Below are 22,111 nucleotides of genomic sequence, written 5' to 3'. Positions count from 1 at the left end.
CCCCAATGCCCGTCACAATATTCGAACACCTTACATGGCGTACAGGCGTTAATAAGGCTTCAAATCCAAAAGATTTCAGTAGTGCAAAAACGATTCCAATTACTTAATGGTAAAGTACACAAAAAGTAAATAAAGGCACACAAGAATTATGCCATCTCGCCACCCTAAACGTAATCCTTTTGGGAAAAAAACCAGGGGCAAAAGCAGGAAGGAAAAGCCCAGCATCCAAAAGATATCGTTTTCGAGTAATCGTTGGTCCATGACCCGTATCGGCGTAATGATGGAAGTGATGCCCAATACCGCCAAAATATTAAAAATATTGGACCCTAAAAGGTTCCCTAAAGAAATTGCTTTTTCCTTTTTTATCACCGCAATAATGGAAGCCGCCAGCTCCGGAATACTCGTTCCTATGGATACAATGGTGACCCCGATAATCCGCTCGCTTACCCCGTAGGTTTCTGCCAACCCTACGGCTCCGGTAATGAGCAATTCCGAACCACCCCATAGGGCAGTCCCGCCGAGACCTAAAAAAAGTACCGTTTTGAACAAGGGCTGGGGAATATCGTCTTCGGGAATTTCATCTACTACGGCGGTTTTTTGGAAGCGCAGCAGGTAAACCAAAAACAAGAACAATAGGCTTACCATAACAATACCTTCATATTGTTGTATCTCGCCATCGAAAAAAATCGTTCCAAAGAACAGTAGGGAAGCTACCATCATTACTGGCCAATCGGTAGTGTAAAAACTTTTGTTCACATCGATCCCGCCCAAAATAACGGTAACTCCCAGAACCAGACCAAGATTCGCAATGTTGGAACCAACTACATTGCCCAACGCCAAATCGGGAAAACCGTCCAAAGCCGCTTTGATGCTCACAATAAGTTCCGGGGCGGAGGTAGCAAAGGAGACCACCGTCATTCCGATTACGATTTTTGGGATATTGAGCTTAAGGGAGAGCGCCACGGCCGCCTTCAACAACCAGTTTCCACCAGCGATCAAGAGCACTAGGCCCGCTATGATATAAAAAAGATTGAGCATTGGTCAGTGCTTATAAACTTACCGACAAATATAGAACAAGATTTTTACCTAAACCGAAAACTCTTTGTTATACCATTCTAACTTTGAAATGGTTTGGGGTGTTTTTAATCCATAGTAATTGTTGACCGCCAAATGCAACTACCAAGGTGTTGAAGATCTGAAGCTACAAATACTCCCGGGAAAGGCTTCCCCTAAATTGAATACGCTCCACTAACCATGGTAATCAAGCAAGGGAACCATTTGCCCCATTACCTCACCTTAAAGGAACCTGTTTAAACGAATACTACTAGAAGATACCAACGTAAATTGCCAAAACGGACAAAAGATAGGTTTCCCATAACTTTCAAAAAGCTGCAAAACCGATTTTTTTGTTGACCAAAACCGAACGCTAACACCCGCCTTTCTGATTATTATTTTTTGGTTCAAAAGAACGGAATCTTCAAAAAAAGGTGTTTTTGGAGCGGAAATGCCCTTGTCATCAAAAAAGTCGTTTAAAACACCCCTTCATTCATAATACTCTATAAGGCAAAAATGATTTATAACTATCTGTTTGAAACAACTCTCAAGAGGTCGTGTATACTTTTAATATCATAATCGTCTTTTTACTTACAATTTCGTATTCAATTGCATTAATTTCAATGATTTTGCTAGGAAATATGTGACTTTTTGATATATCTTATTTGGATAATCGATTATCGAGTACTATTTACTCAACCCATAAGCGCTCCTAAAAAAGCTTCTTAGGGCTAACCTAAAAACCTTATTTCATATGATTGCACTCGCCAAGATTTTAATGTTACTGTTGCTTTCATTGTTCATGACACTGTACTAAAGCAAACCCATATAGGCCTATATTAAAACCCGACCGTCTGCAGGCGGTCTTATTATTGTTTTCAGAAGTACCTATATTTGTAAAAACCACCACATGAAACTAGCGTTTTTTCGATTTTTGGCCAAGGTCAACAGTGTGTTGTTGCCTTCTTACACAAAAAAACGTTTGGACCTCTCCAAAGCCTCTAAAATACAGCTTGCCATTATCGGCTGGCGGTATTATGTGACCACAAGGGCCCTATCCTAGTATTGTATCAACGAGCGTACCTCGTGACCCTTTAATTTTTCCTTCCCTTTCAAAAATTCCAGTTCGATCAAAAAGTTGCACTGTACTATTGTGCCACCCAGCTTCTCCACCAATGCACAGACCGCCTCGGCCGTACCACCGGTCGCCAACACATCGTCGTGGATCAAAATACGCTCTCCTTCGATAATACTATCCTTGTGAATTTCTAGGGTGTCGGTGCCATATTCCAAGTCGTATGTTTGAGAAACCTTTTCGAAAGGTAACTTCCCGGCCTTGCGCACGGGAACAAATCCCGCGTTCAATTCCATTGCCAACAAAGGGCCGTAAAAGAAACCCCTGCTTTCCATACCGATCACTTTGTCGATTGGTGTCTTCGGAACTAAATTTAGCAATGCCATCGCCGAAGCTTTAAAAGCCTTTTCATGCTGAAGTAAAGGGGTAATATCCTTAAAGGTAATCCCTTCGGAAGGGAAGTTTTCGACATCGCGGATGTAATGGTTGAAATTCATTTCTTTTATCGGCAGTTATTTTGCCCTAAAAGTAAAAAGAAATATATTTGCAGCCCGCTAAATGGAAACAAAAGCATTCCCAGCGCTAGTGAAGCGTGCCAAAAGAATGTATTCCGTTTCGCATCAAGAGGTGAATAGCAATGTTACACCTTCTTTTTTTGGCCCTGTGGCGCAACTGGATAGCGCATCTGACTACGAATCAGAAGGTTACAAGTTCGAATCTTGTCAGGGTCACCTTTTCAAACGCAAATACGCTGAAAAACAGCTATTTGCGTTTTTTTATTGCTGTTTTGCCCACTAATGCACGATGAAATTTTATTAGGACATGTCGATGTACGATGCCAAGAGGTATCGCGCTACTTATGGCACACTTCTTTGGCGGAATTTGGAAAACGCTAGGCCTTCAATGGAGACCTCCGATAATACCGCTCATGATCCGATTAATGGCAATGGAAGTTTCTACCCTGTTCTTCCATCCCAATAAATGTCAAAGACCGAACACGGCCCTCCGCCAAAGTTTTTAAACCCCATGTATCAAACCGGAGCCAGGGTGGGAGATTTTTGCATACCAGATATCTGTACCAAGTAGGTCGACCGTTCCATACTTTTTGGCCTCGAGTTTACCCAAAGAAGTTACGGACCACTATCGGGGCTATTCGTTAAACGGAAAGTATATGGGCTATTTGAAAAAAACAGCAATATAATGGGTTTGTTGGAACAAGCATGTACTAGGTGATTTCGGTCATCAAAAAAACGCCAAAAAATCAATTTTTGTTAGCTACCCTTTTACCGCCATAGTCCACTGGCCTCATTAACGAAGTATTTCCGTCACATACACTACGCCAAATATCCAACCTAAATATAAAGCCGTGTATCCCAAAGCATAAACCGCTGCAACTCCCAGATTCCCTTTTGTAATAATAGACTTGGAAAACACCAGTTTTAACGCTCTAAAAAACAACCAATACAAGGTGGTCAGAATAATAAAAAGCGAAAACCAAAACACCGCTTCGAGAAATACGAGCAAAACAATGATCAGAATAGTCATTCCGATCCAAAGCAATACGGAGAGTATGATTCCACCAATTCCATCTTCAACGTTAAAGGAAGGAGCATCAAAATCCGGTGTTACATCTTGCATAAGGCTTCCGCTCTTTAAATTTTGGAATTTTGGAAAGTCGTCTCTTAAGTCCATCCCTTTATACAGCCCATATGTCATAAACAAAAAGAGTGCGGTTCCTATAATCGACAAGGATAAGTATATATTGGAAGTTAGCGTGCGCTGATCATTTTGTCCGGTTAAGTAAACGATCAAAACCGTGATTCCGATGACTACTAGGGAAACGGTAAAAACCGACTTTCCCATAAGATATGTTTCCTTTGCTTTCAATCGCTTTTTGTATTAAGGGTACATCATGATGTTTACCATGAGATATACGCCCGTTGTTCAACTCGGACGGACATCGATTTTGACGATATCCGCAGTGTGTTTTTATGGAACCAACTCCGGTATCGGTCGGGATCATTTCCGTAGATGGCCGAATGGCGAAACCAAAAAAACGCTCACTTTCGCCACCAAAAGTAGCATCGTTTTTAAATTTAAATGGAATTTTAAGGGGTATCGAACATCATTTGCCTTTTCCTTTTTTAGGTTTTCGTTTTGCGGGTATGCTCCCAATCAAATTACTGTTATGTTTGATCAAAGTCACAACTTTTTCAGCCGTTTCTTCAAAATCGTCCGCGCTTTCCGGAAGTACGAGCCATGATTTTATTTTAAAGGTTTTCAGGTTTCTCAAAGATGGGAACAGCTCCTTTAGGACTTGGTGATGTGCTACCTTTGTACAGACCCATATTCCGTTATCCTGCGGAATTTCTTCTTTTTGTCGCGTGGCCAAGACTACCTTGTCCCCAATATAAATGGCGGAGGTCCCGAACAGCCGCTTGGTATATGCGGGCAGGGGGTACAATAAATCTAAAACAAAATCGTGGGGAATCATACTCCAAAAATAAAAGGTAATGTTGGAAACACCTCACCTATTACCTAAAAACGATTTAGCATTTTCCAGGAGCCCCCAAACAACTTCTGATCAATAGACTCAAAACAAAAATTGTTGTCAAAGCGCTTGTCAGTCAAAAAAAAATGACCCATATTTGAAACAAACAGATTGGTCTATTTAATTATCATGAACAGAAAACACAATAAGGAAGACATCTTGCGAAAGGGAATGGCCCTTTTTCGCTTAAATGGATATCACAAAACGGGAACCAATGAGATTATTCACGAAGCGGGTATTTCCCGTGGCTCCTTTTACAATTTTTTTAAGGACAAGGATGATTTTGGTGTTCAGGTCTTGGACTTTTATGGGATTTGGTCTACCGATTATATGAAAACGGTGCTGACCGATAAAGCACTAAATCCGAAGCAACGCTTGGTTCATTTGTTCGATATTTTCGTACAGGGGTACAAGACCGAAAATTACAAATGGGGCTGCCTACTTGTAGGAATGTCCCAAGAACTGGGCCAAGTCAACCCATCCTTTACCGAAGCCTGTCATCGTAATTTCGAGGATTTCGTTGCGGTTTTTGAACCATGCGTCCGAGCCGGACAAAAAGAAGGGGGCATTTCAAAAAAACAGGACTCTCGGACGCTCACCCTTGCCATTTTGGCTATGTATAACGGTGCTTTGGTATTGATGAAATCCGGTATGCGCCACGAACCCCTAGCGGCATTTCAAGAACAATTAAACCTAATGTTGGAACCATAACCTATGACAAAAGAAGCACTTATCAAAAAATGGAAGGGAAACAAGCGATACACCCTAAAATTTGTGGAGGCAATGCCCGAGCAAAACTATGATCTAAAGCCCGTAATCGGCATGAAAACCTATAAATCCCAATTGGCCCATATTACCAGTTGGCTGAGGACCCATAGTCGTTTTGTAACGGATTACGAGTTTGAAAAAGAAAAAATGACCTCCAAAGACCAGATCAATTCGGCACTTGAAACATTTTTCGATACTTTTTTGGAACACTTAGCGGCCATGAATGATGTACAACTTCATGAAACGGTACCTGTTTGGTACGGAAAAACCGCTCGTTATCAAATCGCCAATGTTATGGACAATCATTTGGCGCATCATCGTGGACAACTAGTGGTGTATTTGAGGTTGAATGATATAAAACCACCCTCCTATGTGGGTTGGTAATTCCGTTTTGTATCTGTTTTGGACAGATCGATCTTCACAATTAAAAACACATTGAACCAAATTACCAAATCCTTGATCCGATATACCAAATGATCTCCCCCCGTACCTTGCAAATTTGTGGTATTGAAATTCATAACAATTAAAAACAATAAAAAATGAAAAGAGGAATACAGACCCAGCATCACATTAAAGCTCCTATCACCACCGTTTGGGACTTCATTAAAACCGGTGCCCAATGGGAACAATGGCTACCGATACTTTCCGGTTCACAGGTCAATGGTAACAAAAGAACATGTGAGATCCCTACTCCCGACGGTGGAAAAGACGTTATGGAAGAGTTGTTTTTGGTGTCCGATATAGAAAAAACATTTGTCTATCAAGTACACAAACAAGCATCCTTTCCTGCCGAGGACATCGTAGGCTATATCCGACTTGAAGAAAAGGGAGCGGACACAGCACTATTTTGGTCCGTTGAGATGAACGTTGCATCGGAGGAGGTTTTTAACCAACTAAAAGGACAGATCGAGCATATCTATTCCGAAAGCACCTCTAATCTTGAACAGCTCGCCACGGCCCTCATTTAACAGCTAACGACATGGGGACGTTTGAACGATAACGTTATCATCGTTATGGGTGCTAACGGTGGTATTGGCCATGCGACCGCGCTCAGATTTATCGAAGAAGGTGCAATAGTTCTGGTTTCCGGAAAAAGTAAGAAGCTTTAGGCCACTCATTTATAGGGTATCCGGTGATTTTATTACCGTACTTCCCGACCTGGTTAAAATTGAAAGCAAAGTGTATTACAATAAAACGGACCGTTGCCCCTTCTTAGCGCGACGTGGCACAAAAAACCGGTTATGATTTTAAATTTTCAAAAAGTAGACCTTTTAAACAAGACCGTTTTCAGGCGCATACAATTTACCCCGCCCTTAAAAGGATCTGAAATAATGGAAAGCGAAGCCTGTCTTATGTACGCCTTAAACGGAAACAGCATTATTTATGGAAGCGACCGCTCCATAACTATCGGTAACGAACAGAGTGTATTGATGAAATGTGGAAATTTTGTTAGCAATTGGAAAGTTACGGAGACGACGGTCCCGTACGAGGTCATTGCCATACATTTCTTTCCGGATGTGTTAAAAGCTGTTTTCGACCCTACGATTCCAGAATACCTATCGGCCCCTCGCAACAAAAACAATATCGTTTTTCATAAAATTCGGGCGAATGCCATCCTCAAAAGCTATATCGATAGCCTTATGGTGTATTTTGACAACCCTAGTCTGTTCACTGAAGATAGCATCAAACTTAAACTAAGGGAACTCATAGGCCTTTTATACCAACTTGACGGTGGCGGTGTTCGGGCAATTTTAAGCGATATGTTCAACCCTCATAGGGCAGCCTTTAAAAAGGTAGTAGCGGCCCATTTGTTCCACAACCTTTCGTTAGATGAATTTGCCACCTTATTGAACATTAGCGTTTCTACCTTTAAAAGAAAGTTTAAAGAAGTCTATCATACTACCCCTGGACAATATATTACCAAGAAAAAATTAGACCGTGCTGCCAGGCTTTTAAAGACTTCCGAAGAAAGGGTAACCGACATTTGCTATGATTGCGGCTTTGGCGACCTCAGCAACTTTACCAAACTTTTTTCAAAACATTACGGTTTTACCCCTTCGGACTATCGGGAAAAACGCGGTTCCGAACTCCTGCAAAACAACTGAAACCTACCGTAAACATTACCCTTTAAACACGCTATTTCCAATAGTCGTTTTAAATAAATGTCACTCCTACGACTATTTCCCCAGTACCATTCCCCGTTCCCAAAACGATACTTGGACCGTTCTTGACGATTTTGGAAATATTTACATTTGGAATACCGGAGCGTAAAGACCTCCCGATCTACGTCTACAACTTCCGGAACAAAAGGTATCATTGGAAATTCTAAATCCAATCATTATCAAACCCAATAGACAACAGGAACCAAAACTTCATAAAGGACCTGGAACGCTATTTAAAAAAGGGCGACAAAATCACATGTACCGAACTCAAATCAGTGAATTAGATTCTTCCCAAAAAAGGTCTTAGCATAACCACGGTCGAGGTAAATCTCCAGATAGACGGACACCTACTTTTACAGCTTAGGCTCCCAGCCTTTGGCATATTCCCGTTTCCAATGCTGCATGACCTTATCGTTATTGGTCACCTTACCTGTAGCGGCATCGATCTGCAACATATGGCCGGCGTCCTGTGCCATATTTCCCAAATGGCATAGCATGGTAGAAATACTGGCATCCTTAATATCGGAATTTAACGATCTGTCCTTACGGATGGCCTCAAAAAAGTTACCGACATGATCAACATCCAGAGCTCCGATACCCTGCGTATTGGTCGTTGCGCTCTGTGATGCCTCAAATTCGAATTTAAGGGGATTTCCTCCAAGGTCATACAATTTATAGGCGTTCCTACTCAACTCGATAGACCCTTTGGATCCGTATATCGTTACTCCCCTGCCATCGCGTTTTGGTTTCATTACCCCCCGGCTGTGCCCGTTCCAAGTAATGAATTTATTGCCCTCGAACTGATAGGTTACCTGTTGGTTGTCCACAAATTGCCAGTCATCATCGTAGGTGTATTTGCCCCCAAAAGAGGTAACCGTTTTTGGAAGGTTCACACCCAAGGCCCATCTACAAATATCAATTTCATGCGTTCCGTTGTTATGTATTTCGCCGGTACCCCACGTACGGAACCAATGCCAATTGTATGGGTGAATATTGTCCCGGTAGTCCTCTTTTGGGGCAGGCCCTTGCCAAAGGTCCCAATCCAAAGTTTTGGGAACTTCCATAGCCGTTCCTTTCCCGATCGAGCCGCGATTGTTCGAATAAAAGGCCTCCCCTCGGTATACTTCACCAATAATGCCTTTTTTAATATCCTCCATGGCCAAAATAGATGTTTTCGCCGATCGTTGCTGGTTGCCCATCTGCACCTTTTTTCCATACTTCTTTTGGGCGGCCACCAATAGGTCATTTTCGTATGGGTTATGGCTACAGGGCTTCTCCACATATACATGTTTTCCGGCTTGCAGGGCCATAATGGCCATTGGGGCGTGCCAATGTTCCGGAGTGGCGATAAACACCGCATCAACATCCTTATCCTCCAATACTTTTCGAAAATCCTTTTCTACTTTGGGAACGTAACCAATATTTTTCTGGCACCATTCGTTGTGCTCCTTTATGATCACATCGTCCACGTCACAGTTGTACAAAATTTTGGCGTTCGCATCGTTGTTAATGGCGATAACATGTGCCTTTGCCCTGCTGCGCACCCCTATTATGGCACAATTGACCTGGTCATTAGCGCCCAAAACACGGGCATAACCCTTGGATGGCATCAGCACGCCCCCAAGTGCTACGGCAGCGCTTCCCGCCGTCGTTTTTTTGATAAAACTTCTTCTCGTTCCCATATTCCTATTCCTTAGCTATTGATTTGATCTTTATATTTTTAAAGTGTACCAGATCTCCATGATCTTGCAATAAAATTTGTCCGTCTTCGCCCTCCCCAAAATTGGGCCATACCTTGTATTTGCTTTCGGCCACCAGTTTTCGGAACGCATCGCTCTTTCGTTCGTACTCCAATACCTTTACTCCATTGAGCCAATGCTCCACATGGTTTGCTTTGGATACGATATGGGCGGTGTTCCATTCGCCGATCGGCTTTGCGGGTTTTGCGGCATCGGCTTCTATAAGGTCGTACAACGAGGCCAAGGTTCGGCTTCCGGCATGGCTTCCAAGCTTGGCATCGGGGTGCCTGGCGTCGTCCAAAATTTGATACTCCAACCCAATGGAAGATCCTGGACCTTTGTTCAACTCGGTATCCACGTAATATTTGATACCACTGTTTGCGGTTTCGGTCAACTTAAAATCGACTTTCAGTTCAAAACCGGCATAGCGCTTTACGGTAACGATATCGCCCCCAGCGGTAGACTCTTCCCCACCAGTGGCCAAAACGGACAATACCCCGTCCCTGATTACCCAACCTTCTTCGGGAAAACGCTCCAAACGGGCACCTCTCCAACCATCGGAAGTTGCTCCGTCCCATAGCATTTCCCATCCTTCTTCACGTTCTTTTTTTGTCAATTTGTTTTTGGTGACCAGTGGCGGTACCGAGGTTTTTTTAACGTACTTCGCTACGCTATCCGTTATGATCCTGATATTTTTCCATTGAATTTCGGTTCCCGCTTTTTGATCGCCGTAAATACTGTGTACCTGCAGCCCTATAAATCCCCTGGCGGTTTGTTCATCGATCAAATGTGCCGCGGGCGTTCCGTTTATCCAAGTTTTTAAAGTGTCGCCGAATGCTTCGATACGGTAGTGGTTCCACTCGTTCTGTTTGAAGGCCTTTTGGGCCGCTGTATTATTTTCCAAAGGATATAACCATCCACGTGCGCCTTCTTCATAAATTCCCGCGCTCCAGGCCCGATCCGAGGGGTCGATCTCTATCTGATACCCATGTACCCTTCCATCTTGATAATAGGGAAAACTGTTGCTACGGATCTGGATTCCCGAGTTCATCGTAGCATCGACCAGATATTCCAATTCCAATATAAAGTCCCCATACATTTTATCCGAGGTCATAAACGAATTTGGTGTGTTGTCTACCGTGGTACCAACGATAGCGCCATCTCGAATGCTGTAGGTGGCCGTTCCTCCCTTTTGCGACCAACCTTCAAGATCCTTACCGTTAAAAAGCGCGACCCAAGGAGTGGTATCTTTCGGGGTTTCCGTACATCCCATAGCAAAAAGAAGGGCGAAAAGGGACACGAATTTGACGTAATGCTTTTGTTTTTTCATTTTTCTTGATTTGTTGTTTATTCCTATAAATTGAACAGCGAGGGCAACCATAAACTCAACTGTGGAAAATACGTTACTAAAAAAAGTGCAACGATCATGGCCAGAAAAAGTGGCAGCAAGGGCCTTACTACTTTTTCGATAGTCGTCTTCGCGACACCTACCCCTACAAAAAGGACCGAACCTACCGGAGGCGTACATAAGCCGATACAAAGATTTAGAATCATCACGATACCGAAATGCACCGGATCCAGACCCAATTTGGTTACCACGGGCAGAAAGATGGGCGTGAAAATCAATACGGCCGGTGTAATGTCCATAAAAATACCCACCACCAACAAAATGATATTGATCAATAACAGGATCATAATCTTATTGTCGGTCAGCCCCAAGAGCCCGGAACTGATCTCTTGGGGAATATGTTCGAACGAAAGTACCCATGACATGCTCATCGATGCCCCGATCAACAGCATTACGATCGCCGTGGTCGCCGAAGCGTCCAAAAGGATCTGCGGCAACTTTTCCAATGAGATCTCCCTATAAAAAAAGCCAAGCAGCATGCTGTACAATACTGCTATGGCAGATGCTTCCGTAGCGGTAAAAATACCGGCTACAATGCCCCCGATGACCAATACCAATAAAAACAAGCTCGGTACCGCATCGACAAAGGTTCGAAAGACCGATTTTAAGGAACTTCTTTTACCGACGGGGTACTTTTTTTTCTTCGCCCAAATCGATGCCACGATCATCAGGAAGATTCCCGTCAATATCCCGGGAATATACCCTGCCAAAAACAGTGCAGCGATAGAAGCGCCGCCGCTGGCAAGGGAAAAGACGATCAGAACGTTGCTCGGTGGTATGATCAGCCCGGTAGTAGCCGAGGTAATGTTTACTGCGGCCCCGAACTCCTTATCGTATCCGTCCTTTTCCATTTCGGGGCCCAATATACTTCCCATGGCGGAAGCGGAGGCCATTGCGGATCCGGCGATGGCCCCCATGAGCATTGCCGAAATTACATTGATCAAAGCCAGACCACCGGGCAGCGCGCCCACCAAGGTTTTTGCAAAGGAGATCAACCTGTGGGCTATTCCGCCCTTGTTCATCAATTCCCCGGAAAGGATAAAAAAGGGTATCGCCAATAGCGCAAAGCTATCGAGGCCCGTGGCCATGCGCTGCGATACCGTGGTAAAGGCCGCTACGGACGGAATGCTGATCAACATGGTCAACAAGGACGAAATCGCAATGCTCCAGGCTACCGGGGTACCGATGGCCAAAAGACTGACGAAACTTAAAATAAGCACCAATATCGGAAGGTATTCCATTTTACGTCTTTTTTAGGATGTCCGAAATTTTATAATAGATGATCACTAGCCCACTCAACGGTATCACCAGATACACTAATGCCAAGGGCAAACGAAGGGCCGGTGAATATTGCTCGAGCAAATAGGTGATGTATACCAATTTGGAACCGCCGACGACCAATCCAAAAAAACAGAACAGCAGGACTACGCCCTGTACTATCTGCCGCAATTTTTTTTGGGTCTTTTCGGAAGCACGGTCCGGTAGTACGGTGATGGCCACATGCCCGTTTTTACCGGAAACGTAGGCCGCACCCAGTACACCCACCCAAATCATTAAATAACGGGCAAGTTCGTCGGTAAAGGAGCTCGGACTGTTCAAAACATATCTGCTAAACACTTGCCAAAGCACGTTCAATACCATTATGCCCATAATGGTGATAAGCACATTGGCAAGAATACGATCGACTATTTTTCTGGCTTTCATCGGTTACTCCGCTTTTATTTTTTGAATTAGGGCATATAGCTCCGGATCGGATTTAATGGCCTCGTACATGGGCGCCACTTTTGCCGAAAATTGTTCTTTGCCCGGCCGTACCACCTGTACGCCCGCTTTTTTTACCGCTTCCAATGCCTCGGCCTCGGCCTCGGCCCAAAGGGAACGTTGGTGCGCTACCGATTTTTTCACCGATTCCTGCATCCATTGCTGTTCCTTTTCGGTAAGCGCATCCCAAAAGTGGGTACTGGCGACCAATACGTCGGGGGAATAGGTATGTTCGTTAAGGGCATAGTACTTACAGACCTCATAATGCCGGGACAAATAAAAGCTGGGCGGATTGTTTTCGGCACCGTCGACCACGCCTTGCTGTAGCGCGGTATACAGTTCCCCCCATGAGATAGGGGTGGGCGAACCTCCCAGATTGGACACCATATCCATGGCCGTATTGCTTTCCATCACCCGAATCTTTTTCCCATTAAGGTCCGCGGGCGCCATTACCGGTTTGTCCTTCGTATAAAAACTACGGCTTCCCGCATCATAAAAACACAACCCTTTCAGCCAATACTTTTTTCCGTCGTCCAGCACTTCCTGTCCGATAGGCCCGTCCAAAACGGAAAAAGCGTGCTCCCGATCTCGAAACAAATAAGGAAGTCCCAATGCCTTTGCTTTTGGCGCAAAATTTTCAAGTGTGGCCACGGAAACTTTGGTCATGTCCAAACTTCCGATCTGCAAGAGTTCCAAAACCTCCCGTTCGGTCCCCAATTGTTGACTGGGATAAATTTCAAGTTTCAAACTGCCGTTCGATCGTTCAACAAGATCTTCCCCAATTGCGAACATGGCCCTATGTACGGGATGATTGACATCCAATCCGTGCGCCAAACGAATCGTTTTTACATCGGAAACATTGGCACAGGATGCCAGAACGAATACCAAAGCAAACATTTGAACGATACGGTTCATCCGAGTTGTTTTTTTAAGTTTTGTATGGTTTGAAGTACTGCGGCCACATTGTGCTGCAACGTATCGAACCGTTCATCCTCCAAAAGGGTTTTGGAAATCAGTTTTGAGCCCATACCTACGCAGGTGACGCCGGCTTCGAACCATCCTTTTAGGTTTTCCGCCTCGGTACTTACCCCACCGGTGGGCATAACGCTCGTCCAGGGCTGTGGCCCCTTGATGGCCTTTACGAAATCGGGGCCATAAATGGCTCCCGGGAAAAGTTTGACGATTTCGCAGCCCAATTCTTCGGCATTGTTGATTTCGGTCAAGGAACCACAGCCGGGAGACCACAGTACCTTTCTTCTGTTGCAAACGATGGCAATATCCTTCCGAAGGGAGGGCGTAACCACAAAATTGGCCCCCAACTGCAGGAATAAGGAGGCGGCGGCCGCATCGGTAATGGACCCCACACCCATGATCATCCCCGGTAATTCCTTAAGGGCGTATTTGTTGAGTTCCCCAAAAACATCGGCGGCGAAATCGCCCCTAGCCGTGAACTCCAACAAACGCGCACCACCATCATAACATGCCCGTAGCACCTTTTTGCCCACAGCGATATCGCTATGATAAAACAAGGGAACCATACCGGTGTCCTGCATGACCCCTACCACTTCTAATCTGGAATATTTTGCCATATATTTTAGTTGTGAAAGCGGATATCGGTTTCGCTTTCGGTCATTTTTTACATTTTTTATCTGGCGACCCTGCCCGAGGCATCCCCACCCATTAATTTTTCTACCTCGGCAACGGTGACCAAGTTCGCATCGCCCTTTATGGTATGTTTCAAACAGGAGGCCGCAACAGCAAAATTCAAGGCGTTTTGATCATCGTCGGGATAGGTCAACAGCCCATAGATCAATCCTCCCATAAAGGAGTCGCCCCCGCCTACGCGATCGACGATATCCGTAATTTGATATTCCGGTGATTTGTATAGTGTAGTACCATCATACAATACTCCTGCCCAAGTGTTGTGCGATGCGGAAATGGATCCCCGTAAAGTAGTGATCACCTTTTTTGCCCTCGGAAAACGTTCTAGCATCTGTTGGCATACCGATAAAAAGGCTTCTGCCTTCACATGGTCTCCTTGCATCGTAATATCCAACCCCTCCGGTTTGATTCCAAAGTGTTTTTCGGCATCTTCCTCATTTCCCAAAATAATATCGCAATAGGACGTCAGCGCTGTCATAATGGCCTCACGATCGCCACCGTACTTCCATAGTTTTGCCCTGTAATTTAAATCGGTTGAAATGGTAATTCCCATTTCACTTGCCACCTGCACCGCTTCCAAACATGCATCGGCAGCACCTTGGGATATCGCCGGGGTAATACCGGTCCAATGAAACCATTCCACCTCCTTAAAAACCGTTTTCCAATCGATCATTCCAGCCTTAATTTCAGCCATAGCGGAATGGGCGCGATCGTACACCACCTTACTCCCCCTACTTACCGCCCCGGTCTCCAAAAAGTAAATACCCAAGCGGTCGCCCCCAAAAACGATGTTTTCGGTACGTACGCCGCGTTTGCGCATTTCCATGAGTGCACATTGCCCCATATCATTGTCGGGCAACCTGGTAACAAAACTTACCGGAACCCCATAGTTTGCCAACGAAACCGCAACGTTCGATTCTCCGCCACCATATACCACATCAAAGGAGTTTGCCTGCGAAAATCTTAAAAATCCGGGAGGTGATAACCGTAGCATTATTTCTCCAAAAGTGACTACTTTTTTCATTCTTATTTTTTCTTGAAATTGAAATAGGTGTTGGCATTATGGTAACAAATATCCTGAACCACCTGGCCAATATGTGCCATGTCTTTGGGCAAATGCCCCTTTTGAATATCGTTTCCAAAAATGTTGCACAACAATCTTCTAAAATACTCGTGTCTTGGAAAGGATAGGAAGCTGCGGGAATCAGTCAACATGCCTACAAAACAGCTGAGCAATCCCATATTGGAAAGGGCGTTCATTTGCCGTTCCATTCCATCCAATTGATCCATATGCCACCAACCCGAACCGAACTGTACCTTTCCACGGATACTTCCATCGTTGAAGTTTCCCGCCATGGTGGCGAAAACCTCGTTCTGGGAGGGGTTCAAATTATATAATATTGTTTTTGCCAACTGATCCGTAACATCCAAGGCGTTCAAAAACTTGCCCAAAGCATGTGCTTGATGAAGGTCTCCTATGGAATCGAAACCCATATCGGGACCGAGGGCATCAAATTTTCTTCGGTTTACGTTCCTTAACGGTCCGAGGTGAAATTGCTGTACCCAACCCAAACGTGCATACTCCCGACAGAGCTGCAATAACGTATGGTATTTGAAATAATGCAGCGCTTCCAATTTCAGCTCCTTTCCGGATGAAATCCGTTGGAATACCGTTTCAATATCGTACGTACCTTCGGTGACGTAGTACATTTGCTCCATACCGTGATCGGCCGACCGACATCCGTTGGCGTCAAAAAATGCGATTCTGTTTTTAAGTGCGCCGATCAGCTCCTCGAAAGAAGTAATGGATTGCCCTGCCGACGCGGCCAATTTTTCAAGATAGCTTTTGTATTCGGTATGATTTTCCGCAGCCAACGCCTTATCGGGCCTAAAAGACGGGAACATACGAAGTGGGCCATCACTTTTCGCCATTTGTTGATGATACTCCAAGGAATCGATGGGATCGTCGGTCGTGCATACGACCTCCACTTCCATTTGCCGTAAAAGCCCTTGTACACTATGGGTAGGTTCCTGTAATCGTTCTTCGGTACGGTCATAAATTTCCATTGCGTTCGCTCCGGTTAGCAGTGCATCGATACCGAAGTACCGTTTAAGTTCCAGGTGCGTCCAATGGTACAAGGGGTTCCGTAAGGTAAACGGAACGGTTTCCGCCCATTTCGCAAACTTTTCCCGATCGGAAGCCGTGCCGGTAACATAGGCTTCATCGACACCGAACGTTCGCATGGCGCGCCACTTGTAATGGTCCCCGACCAACCAAGCATGGGTCAGGTTTTGAAACTTATGGTCGGCCGCTATATGGCCTGGCGAAAGGTGGTTGTGGTAATCGACAATGGGTACGGTAGCCGCGTAGTTGTGGTACAGCTCCTCGGCGTAAGCGCTTTCCAATAGAAAGTTGTCATGCATAAATTGCTTCATACCATGGCTTTTTCGATACCCATTTTCAATCCCCTTAACTCCGCAAGTCCCCGCAAACGTCCGATACCGGAATACCCGGGATTCGTTTGCTTCCTGAGATCGTCCAGCATCTGATGCCCGTGGTCGGGCCGCATAGGTATGCAATCATCTTTCCTACCCTCGGAAGTGCGTCGTTGCTGCTCCAATACGACCTGTTTCACGATTTCGAACATGTCGGCATCCCCTTCCAAATGATTCGCTTCATAAAAGTTGCCCTGTCCGTCCCTGGTCGTGTTCCGCAAATGCAGAAAATGCACCCGATCGGCAAAACGTCGGAAAATTTCGGGCAGATTGTTATCCGCCAAAACCCCCAGTGACCCCGTGCAGAATGTCATACCATTATTAATGGCGGGTACCGCTTTAAAAATATGGGCGTAATCGTCACTGTTACACATGATTCTGGGCAGTCCCAAAATCGAAAATGGCGGATCATCGGGATGAATGCACATTCGCACTCCTTCTGCCTCGGCGACGGGCATAATCGCGTTCAGGAAGTGGACCAAATTGTCCCGCATTTTGTTTTCATCGATTCCTTTATAGGTATCCAAAATTTCTTGGAAACGGGCAAGATCATAGCCTTTTTCGGGAACCGGATAGCTTTCTTCCGAACCCGGCAATCCCGCAATAATAGTTTTCACCAGTTGCCATGTTTCCTTTTCGGACATGGTTTCAAAATAGGTTTTCGCCTTCATCACCTCTGCATCGGAATAGGCATCTTGGGCACCCGGTCGTTTTAAAACAAAAAGATCAAAGGCCCGCAAGGCATCGCTGTTGAATTCCAGCGCTTTTGACCCATCGGCCAGTTCCAGATCCAATCGGGTCCGGGTCCAATCCAAAACCGGCATAAAATTGTAACAGACCACATGAATACCACAACGGGCCAGGTTTACCAAACTTTGTTTGTAGTTGTCGATATGGCGTTCGACCGCTCCCGAACGGGTTTTGATCTGTTCGTGTATGGGAAGCGACTCTACCACGGACCACACCAAGCCGGCATCTGCGATCTGCTGTTTGCGTTTCTCAATTTCCTCTACGGGCCAAACCGCTCCATTGGCGATGTGGTGCAAGGCCGTAACGATTCCCGTGGCGCCCGCCTGTTTGATATCGGACAAACTTACCGGGTCGTCGGGACCGTACCATCTCCAAGTTTCTATCATTTTTTAAGCTATTCCGTTGTTAAACACCGCTAAAGGCACTGAAACCACCATCTATAGGGATAATGGCCCCGGTAACAAAACTGGCGGCACCGCTCAAAAGCCAGTGTATGGTACCGTTGAGTTCGTCCGCTTCACCAAAACGTTTCATCGGCGTATTGGCAACGATAGTGTTTCCGCGAGCGGTATAACTACCGTCCTCATTGGTCAACAAACGTCGGTTTTGATTGCCGATAAAAAATCCGGGCGCTATGGCATTTACCCGAACCTTATCCCCAAACTTGGTAGCCAGCTCGGTGGCCAGCCAACGGGTAAAAATATCGATTGCCGCTTTGGAGGTCGAATACCCGACTACCCTAGTAACCGCCTGCGTGGCCGTCATGGAAGAAATGTTTACGATACAACCCGCTCCGGCATCCGCCATTGCTTTCCCAAAAACAAGGGATGGCATTACCGATCCGTCCAAATTGAGTTGCGACACTTTTCTAAAATCATCCATTTCCAGGTCAAAGATCGTTTGATCTTCCCCGATGGTGGCTCCCGGCATGTTCCCCCCGGCAGCATTGATCAACGCATCTATCCTACCCCATTTGTTTAGCAAAGCCTCTTTTATGTTTTCCAGATCGGGCTTCGAAAGCACGCTGCCCGCATACCCGACCACCTGTTCGCTTATCATTTTTAACGAGTTTACCTTAAGGTCGATGGCCTCTTGATTTAAATCGATCAAGGCCACTTTGGCCCCCGCCGATAAAAGATATTTGGCCATATTGCTCCCGAGAACTCCTACCCCACCGGTAATGACGATAACATTACCGGAAATATCAAATATGTTGGGATTCATTTTCAATTGTGTTTGGATACTTTTACGGTCAAAAGAAATACTTTTGGCGCTTTCGTTTAATCTGTGTACTTTTTACACACATTTATCGAAAATATGTTTTTTTAGAAGAATAGAAAAATAAAACCGTATAAACTTTGTTACCGATTTTGTGGAAAAAGAGCAGTTACAACATATTCAAGTAAAGTCCGACTCCTTCGAATGCTCCGTAACAACGGACATTGCCGTATTTGGATACGTAGAGGGCAGTTTTAAAATATTGCTTACCAAAAGAACCGTTGGCGACTTTAAAAACCGATGGCTTTTACCTGGTGGGGCAATGGAAGATAAAGAAACCTTGGAAGACTGTGCCGAAAAAGTACTGTTCGCCCTAACGGGATTCAAGGATATCCATTTTGAACAGGTACGGGCCTATAGCGCCCTATTGCGCCACCCGATAAAACGGGTGATCACCATCTGTTTTTATGCTTTGGTAAAACCGGAAAACCACCCCTTGGCCCTCAAAGGCGATGTTGAAGAAATTGCCTGGTTCGATATGGATCGTATCCCGGAAAATTTGGGATTCGACCATGGGCAATTGCTAAGGGACGCCCATACCCACATGAAGGACAACTTGAAAGATAAGCTTGTTGTTGGGGAGCTGCTGCCCCAAAAATTCACGCTCGCGGAACTCCAGAACCTTTATGAGACCATTCTCGGTACGCGCTTGGACAAAAGAAACTTTCGAAAACGTATTCTACAAATGGATTTGCTTGAAAACACTAACGAGAAAAAAATTGGCGTGAAAGGGGGACCTTTGTTGTACCGTTACAAAAAGAAACGTTAGGCTTTCCGGAGACAAACCATGTTTGGCGAAAAATAAAAATGTTCTTCTTTTCGTTGTCAGAACGTCAAACCCTGTATCGCTAATGTCATGAAATGGTCAAAAAAATCGTCCTTATTGCTTTTATTCGCTTTTCCTTTGCTCTTTGGACAATTAAAAACGGACACTATGGTATTGAATGATTTTTTAGCCCTTGATAGAACGGAGCTTATTACAACAGCATTGGAGCGCTTGAACGTTGTTGAAAACAGTGCGTATACGGTAGCGGATTTTAATGCCGTTCGCGTATTGAAAAGTACCCACAGCATCAAAGTCCAGTTTGCGAACACTATCCTTTATATACCCGAAAACGAAAGCTTTTATAGCGATATTGAAATTACCCTACCCGCCAATGAAGTTCACAAATTTGGAATTGAGGGGGATGGAACCGTCCAAAATAAGGGGCTCTATCGACCTAAGGCTTCGGATGCGGCGCCTATCGGTTTTGTACTACAACATTTAAACATCGATCCGTTGAACAATCGTTATCGAAATTTTTATGATGCAAAGCTCTGTATTTTTGAAAAAGGGGCCACTTATGAAATCCGCGAAAAAACGAAGACCCCTGAAAAGGGAGGGGGGTATCGTATTATGGTAATGGATAAGAGCACAGGGGAAACCCTATCCAAACTAGAGGGCTCCTATGCCCGGACCAAGAGTCCGACTCCTCTGGGCCAACAGGAGGTTTTTGAAGAAATAATCGATAATTCTACGGCGGTCGACCGGTTGATCGCCTCCGGGAGATCGAATATTATCGCGCTCGCGCTACAGCAAATTAACAAGGCCCAAAAGAAACCTATAACCGTAACGGATTTTCATTTTGTGCGCGTGATGGCGAACCACATCAAAATAGAAGTACAGTTTGGATTTAATCTTCGTTTTAGCACCACGGAAAATAGCTACTATAAAGACATTAAAGTCACACTTCCCGACAATTTTGTTTCCGGCGCCCGAGACTATGACAACGATTTCACTACAAATTCGAACTTGAACCAAGAGGATTCAGAAAAGCTTCAATTTGTTTTAGAGGCCCTTAAATTCGATACGACCTACATGTCGAAAGGATTTCAACCCGGAATCATTACCATATCGGAACAGGACGACTATTTTACTTTTTCGGACGAAACCCGGTTTCCCGAATTGGGCGGAGGGTTCTCATCGCAGGATATCGAAAAGGAGACCGGAAAGGTCGGTGCTATGCTCCAAGGCCATTACGAAAGAGACCCCCATTTGGGATTCAAAAGGGAAATCGACCTGAAACATAATGATATGAAGATGGTGCCCATACCGGAACATGAAAAATTTCGGGAAATTACGGACTGATGCTTTCAAGCTTTGCAAATTGGACCATTACCAAGGAGATGACCAAACTAAATCCTTCTTTTAAAAGAGTGCATTAAGTGACAAGAGTTCCTTGCCGGGATAGCACTCCAACGCCTCCTTTGCTTTTCAGACAGGTATAACAGTGCGTTTTGCCTCTGTCCGGTATTGCCGGAAGGCACTGTTAATACCATTTTTGATGTTAAATTACCCTTTAAAAATTTATCTTTTCCGTGTATGCTTCAAAATAAAATTCCTGGTTTTTATTTGCGTAGTTTAACAACAGAAATGGTATAAGGCCGCCGAAAACATCGGGTTATTCGTCCACCCAATCAAAAAACTTCGAGGTAATGGCCGTTTTTTCCCTTTCCAAATATTCGAGAAAGGACGCGGCGACCGGGGATAGCTTTTTCTTTTTTCGCCAAACCAAGTTCCATTGGGTCTCTATCGGTAGTCCATCAAAAGGAATAACGCTGATCGCCCCTTGGTTCACTGCGTTCCGAATTCCGATCATCGGCATAATGGAATACCCTAAGCCCGCAATAACGGCCTGTTTTAGTGCTTCATTGGAAGTCAACTCAATTTTTTTACTGACCGGTAAGTTCTTACCTTGAATAAAGGCTTCCATGGCATTGCGTGTTGCCGAACCTTGCTCGCGGTACAATAAGGGCTGTTCCTTAAAAATGAGTTGTTCGCTCCCCTCCCTGTTCGTTTCGTGCACCGCGCTACCTACCAAATATAAACGGTTGGGCAGCAAGGGCATTCGCGACAGTTCCAAATGATCGGGCAGTACCGAAACCAGCGCAAAATCTACTTTGTTTTCTTCCAGGTCCCGCACTACTTTAAGTTTATTGGTCACATCCATTGAAAAATCGATATCCGGATGTGCGTTTACAAAATCAGAGAGGTAGTACGGCATTACGTATTTGCCCGTGGAGACCACAGAGATGGAGAGTTTGCCCGCTAACTTCCCTTGATATCTGCTGGTTTTATATTCAATGGCCGCAACTTCCTCCAAAATTCGTTTTGCCGCTACGGCAATTTCCGTACCGAACGGAGTAACGTATAACTTTCTACCAATAACCTCTGTTAATGGGAGCGGAAACTGATCTTGAAACTTCTTGAGCTGGATGGAAACGGCCGGTTGGGTCAAAAACAACGCTTCGGAAGCCTTGGTCACGCTGCCCTTGTTCACTATTTCGACAAACACCTGAAGCTGATGCAAAGTATACTTCATAAACAATTCTTATGTATTTAATAATAAATATAAATAAAAATATATG

The 22,111-nt window shown here is 44.8% G+C and carries 23 protein-coding genes and 1 tRNA gene; 9 read left to right on the top strand and 15 right to left on the bottom strand.

All coding sequences use genetic code 11. The features are described 5' to 3' along the window. Window positions 1–99: 99 nt before the first annotated feature. Window positions 100–1,038 carry a calcium/sodium antiporter gene (locus ACRD7P_RS04810; RefSeq protein ID WP_430906373.1) on the bottom strand — a complete coding sequence of 313 codons (939 nt, stop codon included), beginning with the start codon at window positions 1,036–1,038 and terminating at the stop codon, window positions 100–102. 925 nt (window positions 1,039–1,963) lie between these two features. Between ACRD7P_RS04810 and ACRD7P_RS04805 the strand changes: the two genes are divergently transcribed. Next, the gene (locus ACRD7P_RS04805) at window positions 1,964–2,116 is read left to right on the top strand and encodes an SsrA-binding protein (RefSeq protein WP_430906372.1); all 153 of its coding nucleotides are present in this window, start codon (window positions 1,964–1,966) and stop codon (window positions 2,114–2,116) included. Here ACRD7P_RS04805 and ACRD7P_RS04800 read toward each other — a convergent pair. Beyond that, window positions 2,113–2,625 (bottom strand): adenine phosphoribosyltransferase, encoded by a 513-nt coding sequence (locus tag ACRD7P_RS04800; protein WP_430906371.1) that lies wholly within the window; start codon window positions 2,623–2,625, stop codon window positions 2,113–2,115. The genes ACRD7P_RS04805 and ACRD7P_RS04800 overlap by 4 nt on opposite strands. A gap of 160 nt (window positions 2,626–2,785) precedes the next feature. On the opposite strand from ACRD7P_RS04800, the gene ACRD7P_RS04795 reads away from it, so the two are divergent. Then, window positions 2,786–2,859: transfer RNA gene (locus ACRD7P_RS04795), tRNA-Arg, on the top strand. A gap of 577 nt (window positions 2,860–3,436) precedes the next feature. Here ACRD7P_RS04795 and ACRD7P_RS04790 read toward each other — a convergent pair. Together ACRD7P_RS04790 and ACRD7P_RS04785 are read right to left on the bottom strand one after the other, a co-directional pair. Next, window positions 3,437–4,015, bottom strand: a complete 579-nt coding sequence (locus ACRD7P_RS04790) for a hypothetical protein (protein ID WP_430906370.1) — start codon at window positions 4,013–4,015, stop codon at window positions 3,437–3,439. Between the two features lie 238 nt (window positions 4,016–4,253). Then, the gene (locus ACRD7P_RS04785) at window positions 4,254–4,622 is read right to left on the bottom strand and encodes a hypothetical protein (RefSeq protein WP_430906369.1); all 369 of its coding nucleotides are present in this window, start codon (window positions 4,620–4,622) and stop codon (window positions 4,254–4,256) included. A gap of 186 nt (window positions 4,623–4,808) precedes the next feature. On the opposite strand from ACRD7P_RS04785, the gene ACRD7P_RS04780 reads away from it, so the two are divergent. From ACRD7P_RS04780 to ACRD7P_RS04760, 5 genes are all read left to right on the top strand, one after another. Next, a complete protein-coding gene (locus ACRD7P_RS04780; RefSeq protein ID WP_430906368.1) occupies window positions 4,809–5,390 on the top strand; it encodes a TetR/AcrR family transcriptional regulator in 582 nt (193 codons plus the stop codon). A gap of 3 nt (window positions 5,391–5,393) precedes the next feature. Then, window positions 5,394–5,831 carry a DinB family protein gene (locus ACRD7P_RS04775; protein ID WP_430906367.1) on the top strand — a complete coding sequence of 146 codons (438 nt, stop codon included), beginning with the start codon at window positions 5,394–5,396 and terminating at the stop codon, window positions 5,829–5,831. A gap of 155 nt (window positions 5,832–5,986) precedes the next feature. After that, a complete protein-coding gene (locus tag ACRD7P_RS04770) occupies window positions 5,987–6,415 on the top strand; it encodes an SRPBCC family protein (RefSeq protein ID WP_430906366.1) in 429 nt (142 codons plus the stop codon). 21 nt (window positions 6,416–6,436) lie between these two features. Then, window positions 6,437–6,556, top strand: a complete 120-nt coding sequence (locus tag ACRD7P_RS04765; RefSeq protein WP_430906365.1) for an SDR family NAD(P)-dependent oxidoreductase — start codon at window positions 6,437–6,439, stop codon at window positions 6,554–6,556. Window positions 6,557–6,688: 132 nt separating this feature from the next. After that, window positions 6,689–7,552 (top strand): helix-turn-helix domain-containing protein, encoded by an 864-nt coding sequence (locus ACRD7P_RS04760; RefSeq protein ID WP_430906364.1) that lies wholly within the window; start codon window positions 6,689–6,691, stop codon window positions 7,550–7,552. A gap of 410 nt (window positions 7,553–7,962) precedes the next feature. On the opposite strand, the gene ACRD7P_RS04755 is transcribed toward ACRD7P_RS04760, so the two are convergent. Genes ACRD7P_RS04755 through ACRD7P_RS04710 form a run of 10 tightly spaced genes read right to left on the bottom strand, consistent with a single transcriptional unit; the run spans window position 7,963 to window position 18,649 of the window. After that, complete coding sequence (locus tag ACRD7P_RS04755) at window positions 7,963–9,291, bottom strand: Gfo/Idh/MocA family oxidoreductase (protein WP_430906363.1); 1,329 nt, start codon at window positions 9,289–9,291, stop codon at window positions 7,963–7,965. Between the two features lie 4 nt (window positions 9,292–9,295). Further along, window positions 9,296–10,678, bottom strand: coding sequence for a 3-keto-disaccharide hydrolase (locus tag ACRD7P_RS04750; protein WP_430906361.1), 1,383 nt, complete (start codon window positions 10,676–10,678; stop codon window positions 9,296–9,298). A gap of 23 nt (window positions 10,679–10,701) precedes the next feature. Further along, a complete protein-coding gene (locus ACRD7P_RS04745; RefSeq protein WP_430906360.1) occupies window positions 10,702–11,997 on the bottom strand; it encodes a TRAP transporter large permease in 1,296 nt (431 codons plus the stop codon). 1 nt (window position 11,998) lies between these two features. Continuing rightward, window positions 11,999–12,460, bottom strand: a complete 462-nt coding sequence (locus tag ACRD7P_RS04740) for a TRAP transporter small permease (RefSeq protein WP_430906359.1) — start codon at window positions 12,458–12,460, stop codon at window positions 11,999–12,001. A gap of 3 nt (window positions 12,461–12,463) precedes the next feature. Continuing rightward, window positions 12,464–13,432, bottom strand: a complete 969-nt coding sequence (locus ACRD7P_RS04735) for a TRAP transporter substrate-binding protein (RefSeq protein ID WP_430906358.1) — start codon at window positions 13,430–13,432, stop codon at window positions 12,464–12,466. Further along, on the bottom strand, window positions 13,429–14,106 hold the full coding sequence (locus tag ACRD7P_RS04730) for a bifunctional 4-hydroxy-2-oxoglutarate aldolase/2-dehydro-3-deoxy-phosphogluconate aldolase (protein ID WP_430906357.1): 678 nt from the start codon (window positions 14,104–14,106) through the stop codon (window positions 13,429–13,431). Before ACRD7P_RS04730 ends, ACRD7P_RS04735 begins: the two co-directional genes overlap by 4 nt. Window positions 14,107–14,162: 56 nt before the next feature. Then, window positions 14,163–15,203 carry a PfkB family carbohydrate kinase gene (locus ACRD7P_RS04725; RefSeq protein WP_430906356.1) on the bottom strand — a complete coding sequence of 347 codons (1,041 nt, stop codon included), beginning with the start codon at window positions 15,201–15,203 and terminating at the stop codon, window positions 14,163–14,165. Between the two features lie 2 nt (window positions 15,204–15,205). Further along, entirely contained in the window at window positions 15,206–16,615 is a 1,410-nt protein-coding gene (uxaC, locus tag ACRD7P_RS04720) for a glucuronate isomerase (RefSeq protein WP_430906355.1), read from the bottom strand. After that, on the bottom strand, window positions 16,612–17,811 hold the full coding sequence (uxuA, locus tag ACRD7P_RS04715; RefSeq protein WP_430906354.1) for a mannonate dehydratase: 1,200 nt from the start codon (window positions 17,809–17,811) through the stop codon (window positions 16,612–16,614). The genes uxaC and uxuA overlap by 4 nt, the downstream gene beginning before the upstream one ends. 19 nt (window positions 17,812–17,830) lie before the next feature. After that, the gene (locus tag ACRD7P_RS04710; RefSeq protein WP_430906353.1) at window positions 17,831–18,649 is read right to left on the bottom strand and encodes an SDR family oxidoreductase; all 819 of its coding nucleotides are present in this window, start codon (window positions 18,647–18,649) and stop codon (window positions 17,831–17,833) included. Window positions 18,650–18,797: 148 nt separating this feature from the next. Here ACRD7P_RS04710 and ACRD7P_RS04705 point away from each other — a divergent pair, with 148 nt between their 5' ends. Beyond that, window positions 18,798–19,472 (top strand): NUDIX hydrolase, encoded by a 675-nt coding sequence (locus tag ACRD7P_RS04705; protein WP_430906352.1) that lies wholly within the window; start codon window positions 18,798–18,800, stop codon window positions 19,470–19,472. A gap of 165 nt (window positions 19,473–19,637) precedes the next feature. After that, complete coding sequence (locus tag ACRD7P_RS04700) at window positions 19,638–20,831, top strand: hypothetical protein (RefSeq protein WP_430906351.1); 1,194 nt, start codon at window positions 19,638–19,640, stop codon at window positions 20,829–20,831. A 313-nt stretch (window positions 20,832–21,144) separates the two neighbouring features. On the opposite strand, the gene ACRD7P_RS04695 is transcribed toward ACRD7P_RS04700, so the two are convergent. Further along, complete coding sequence (locus tag ACRD7P_RS04695) at window positions 21,145–22,065, bottom strand: LysR family transcriptional regulator (protein WP_430906350.1); 921 nt, start codon at window positions 22,063–22,065, stop codon at window positions 21,145–21,147. Window positions 22,066–22,111: the final 46 nt, after the last annotated feature.

It is taken from the genome of Maribacter sp. 2-571 (assembly GCF_050589625.1).
Lineage (GTDB): Bacteria > Bacteroidota > Bacteroidia > Flavobacteriales > Flavobacteriaceae > Pelagihabitans.
The sequence above is the reverse complement of the archived record's forward strand: the minus strand, read 5'-3'. Positions and strand labels throughout refer to the sequence as shown.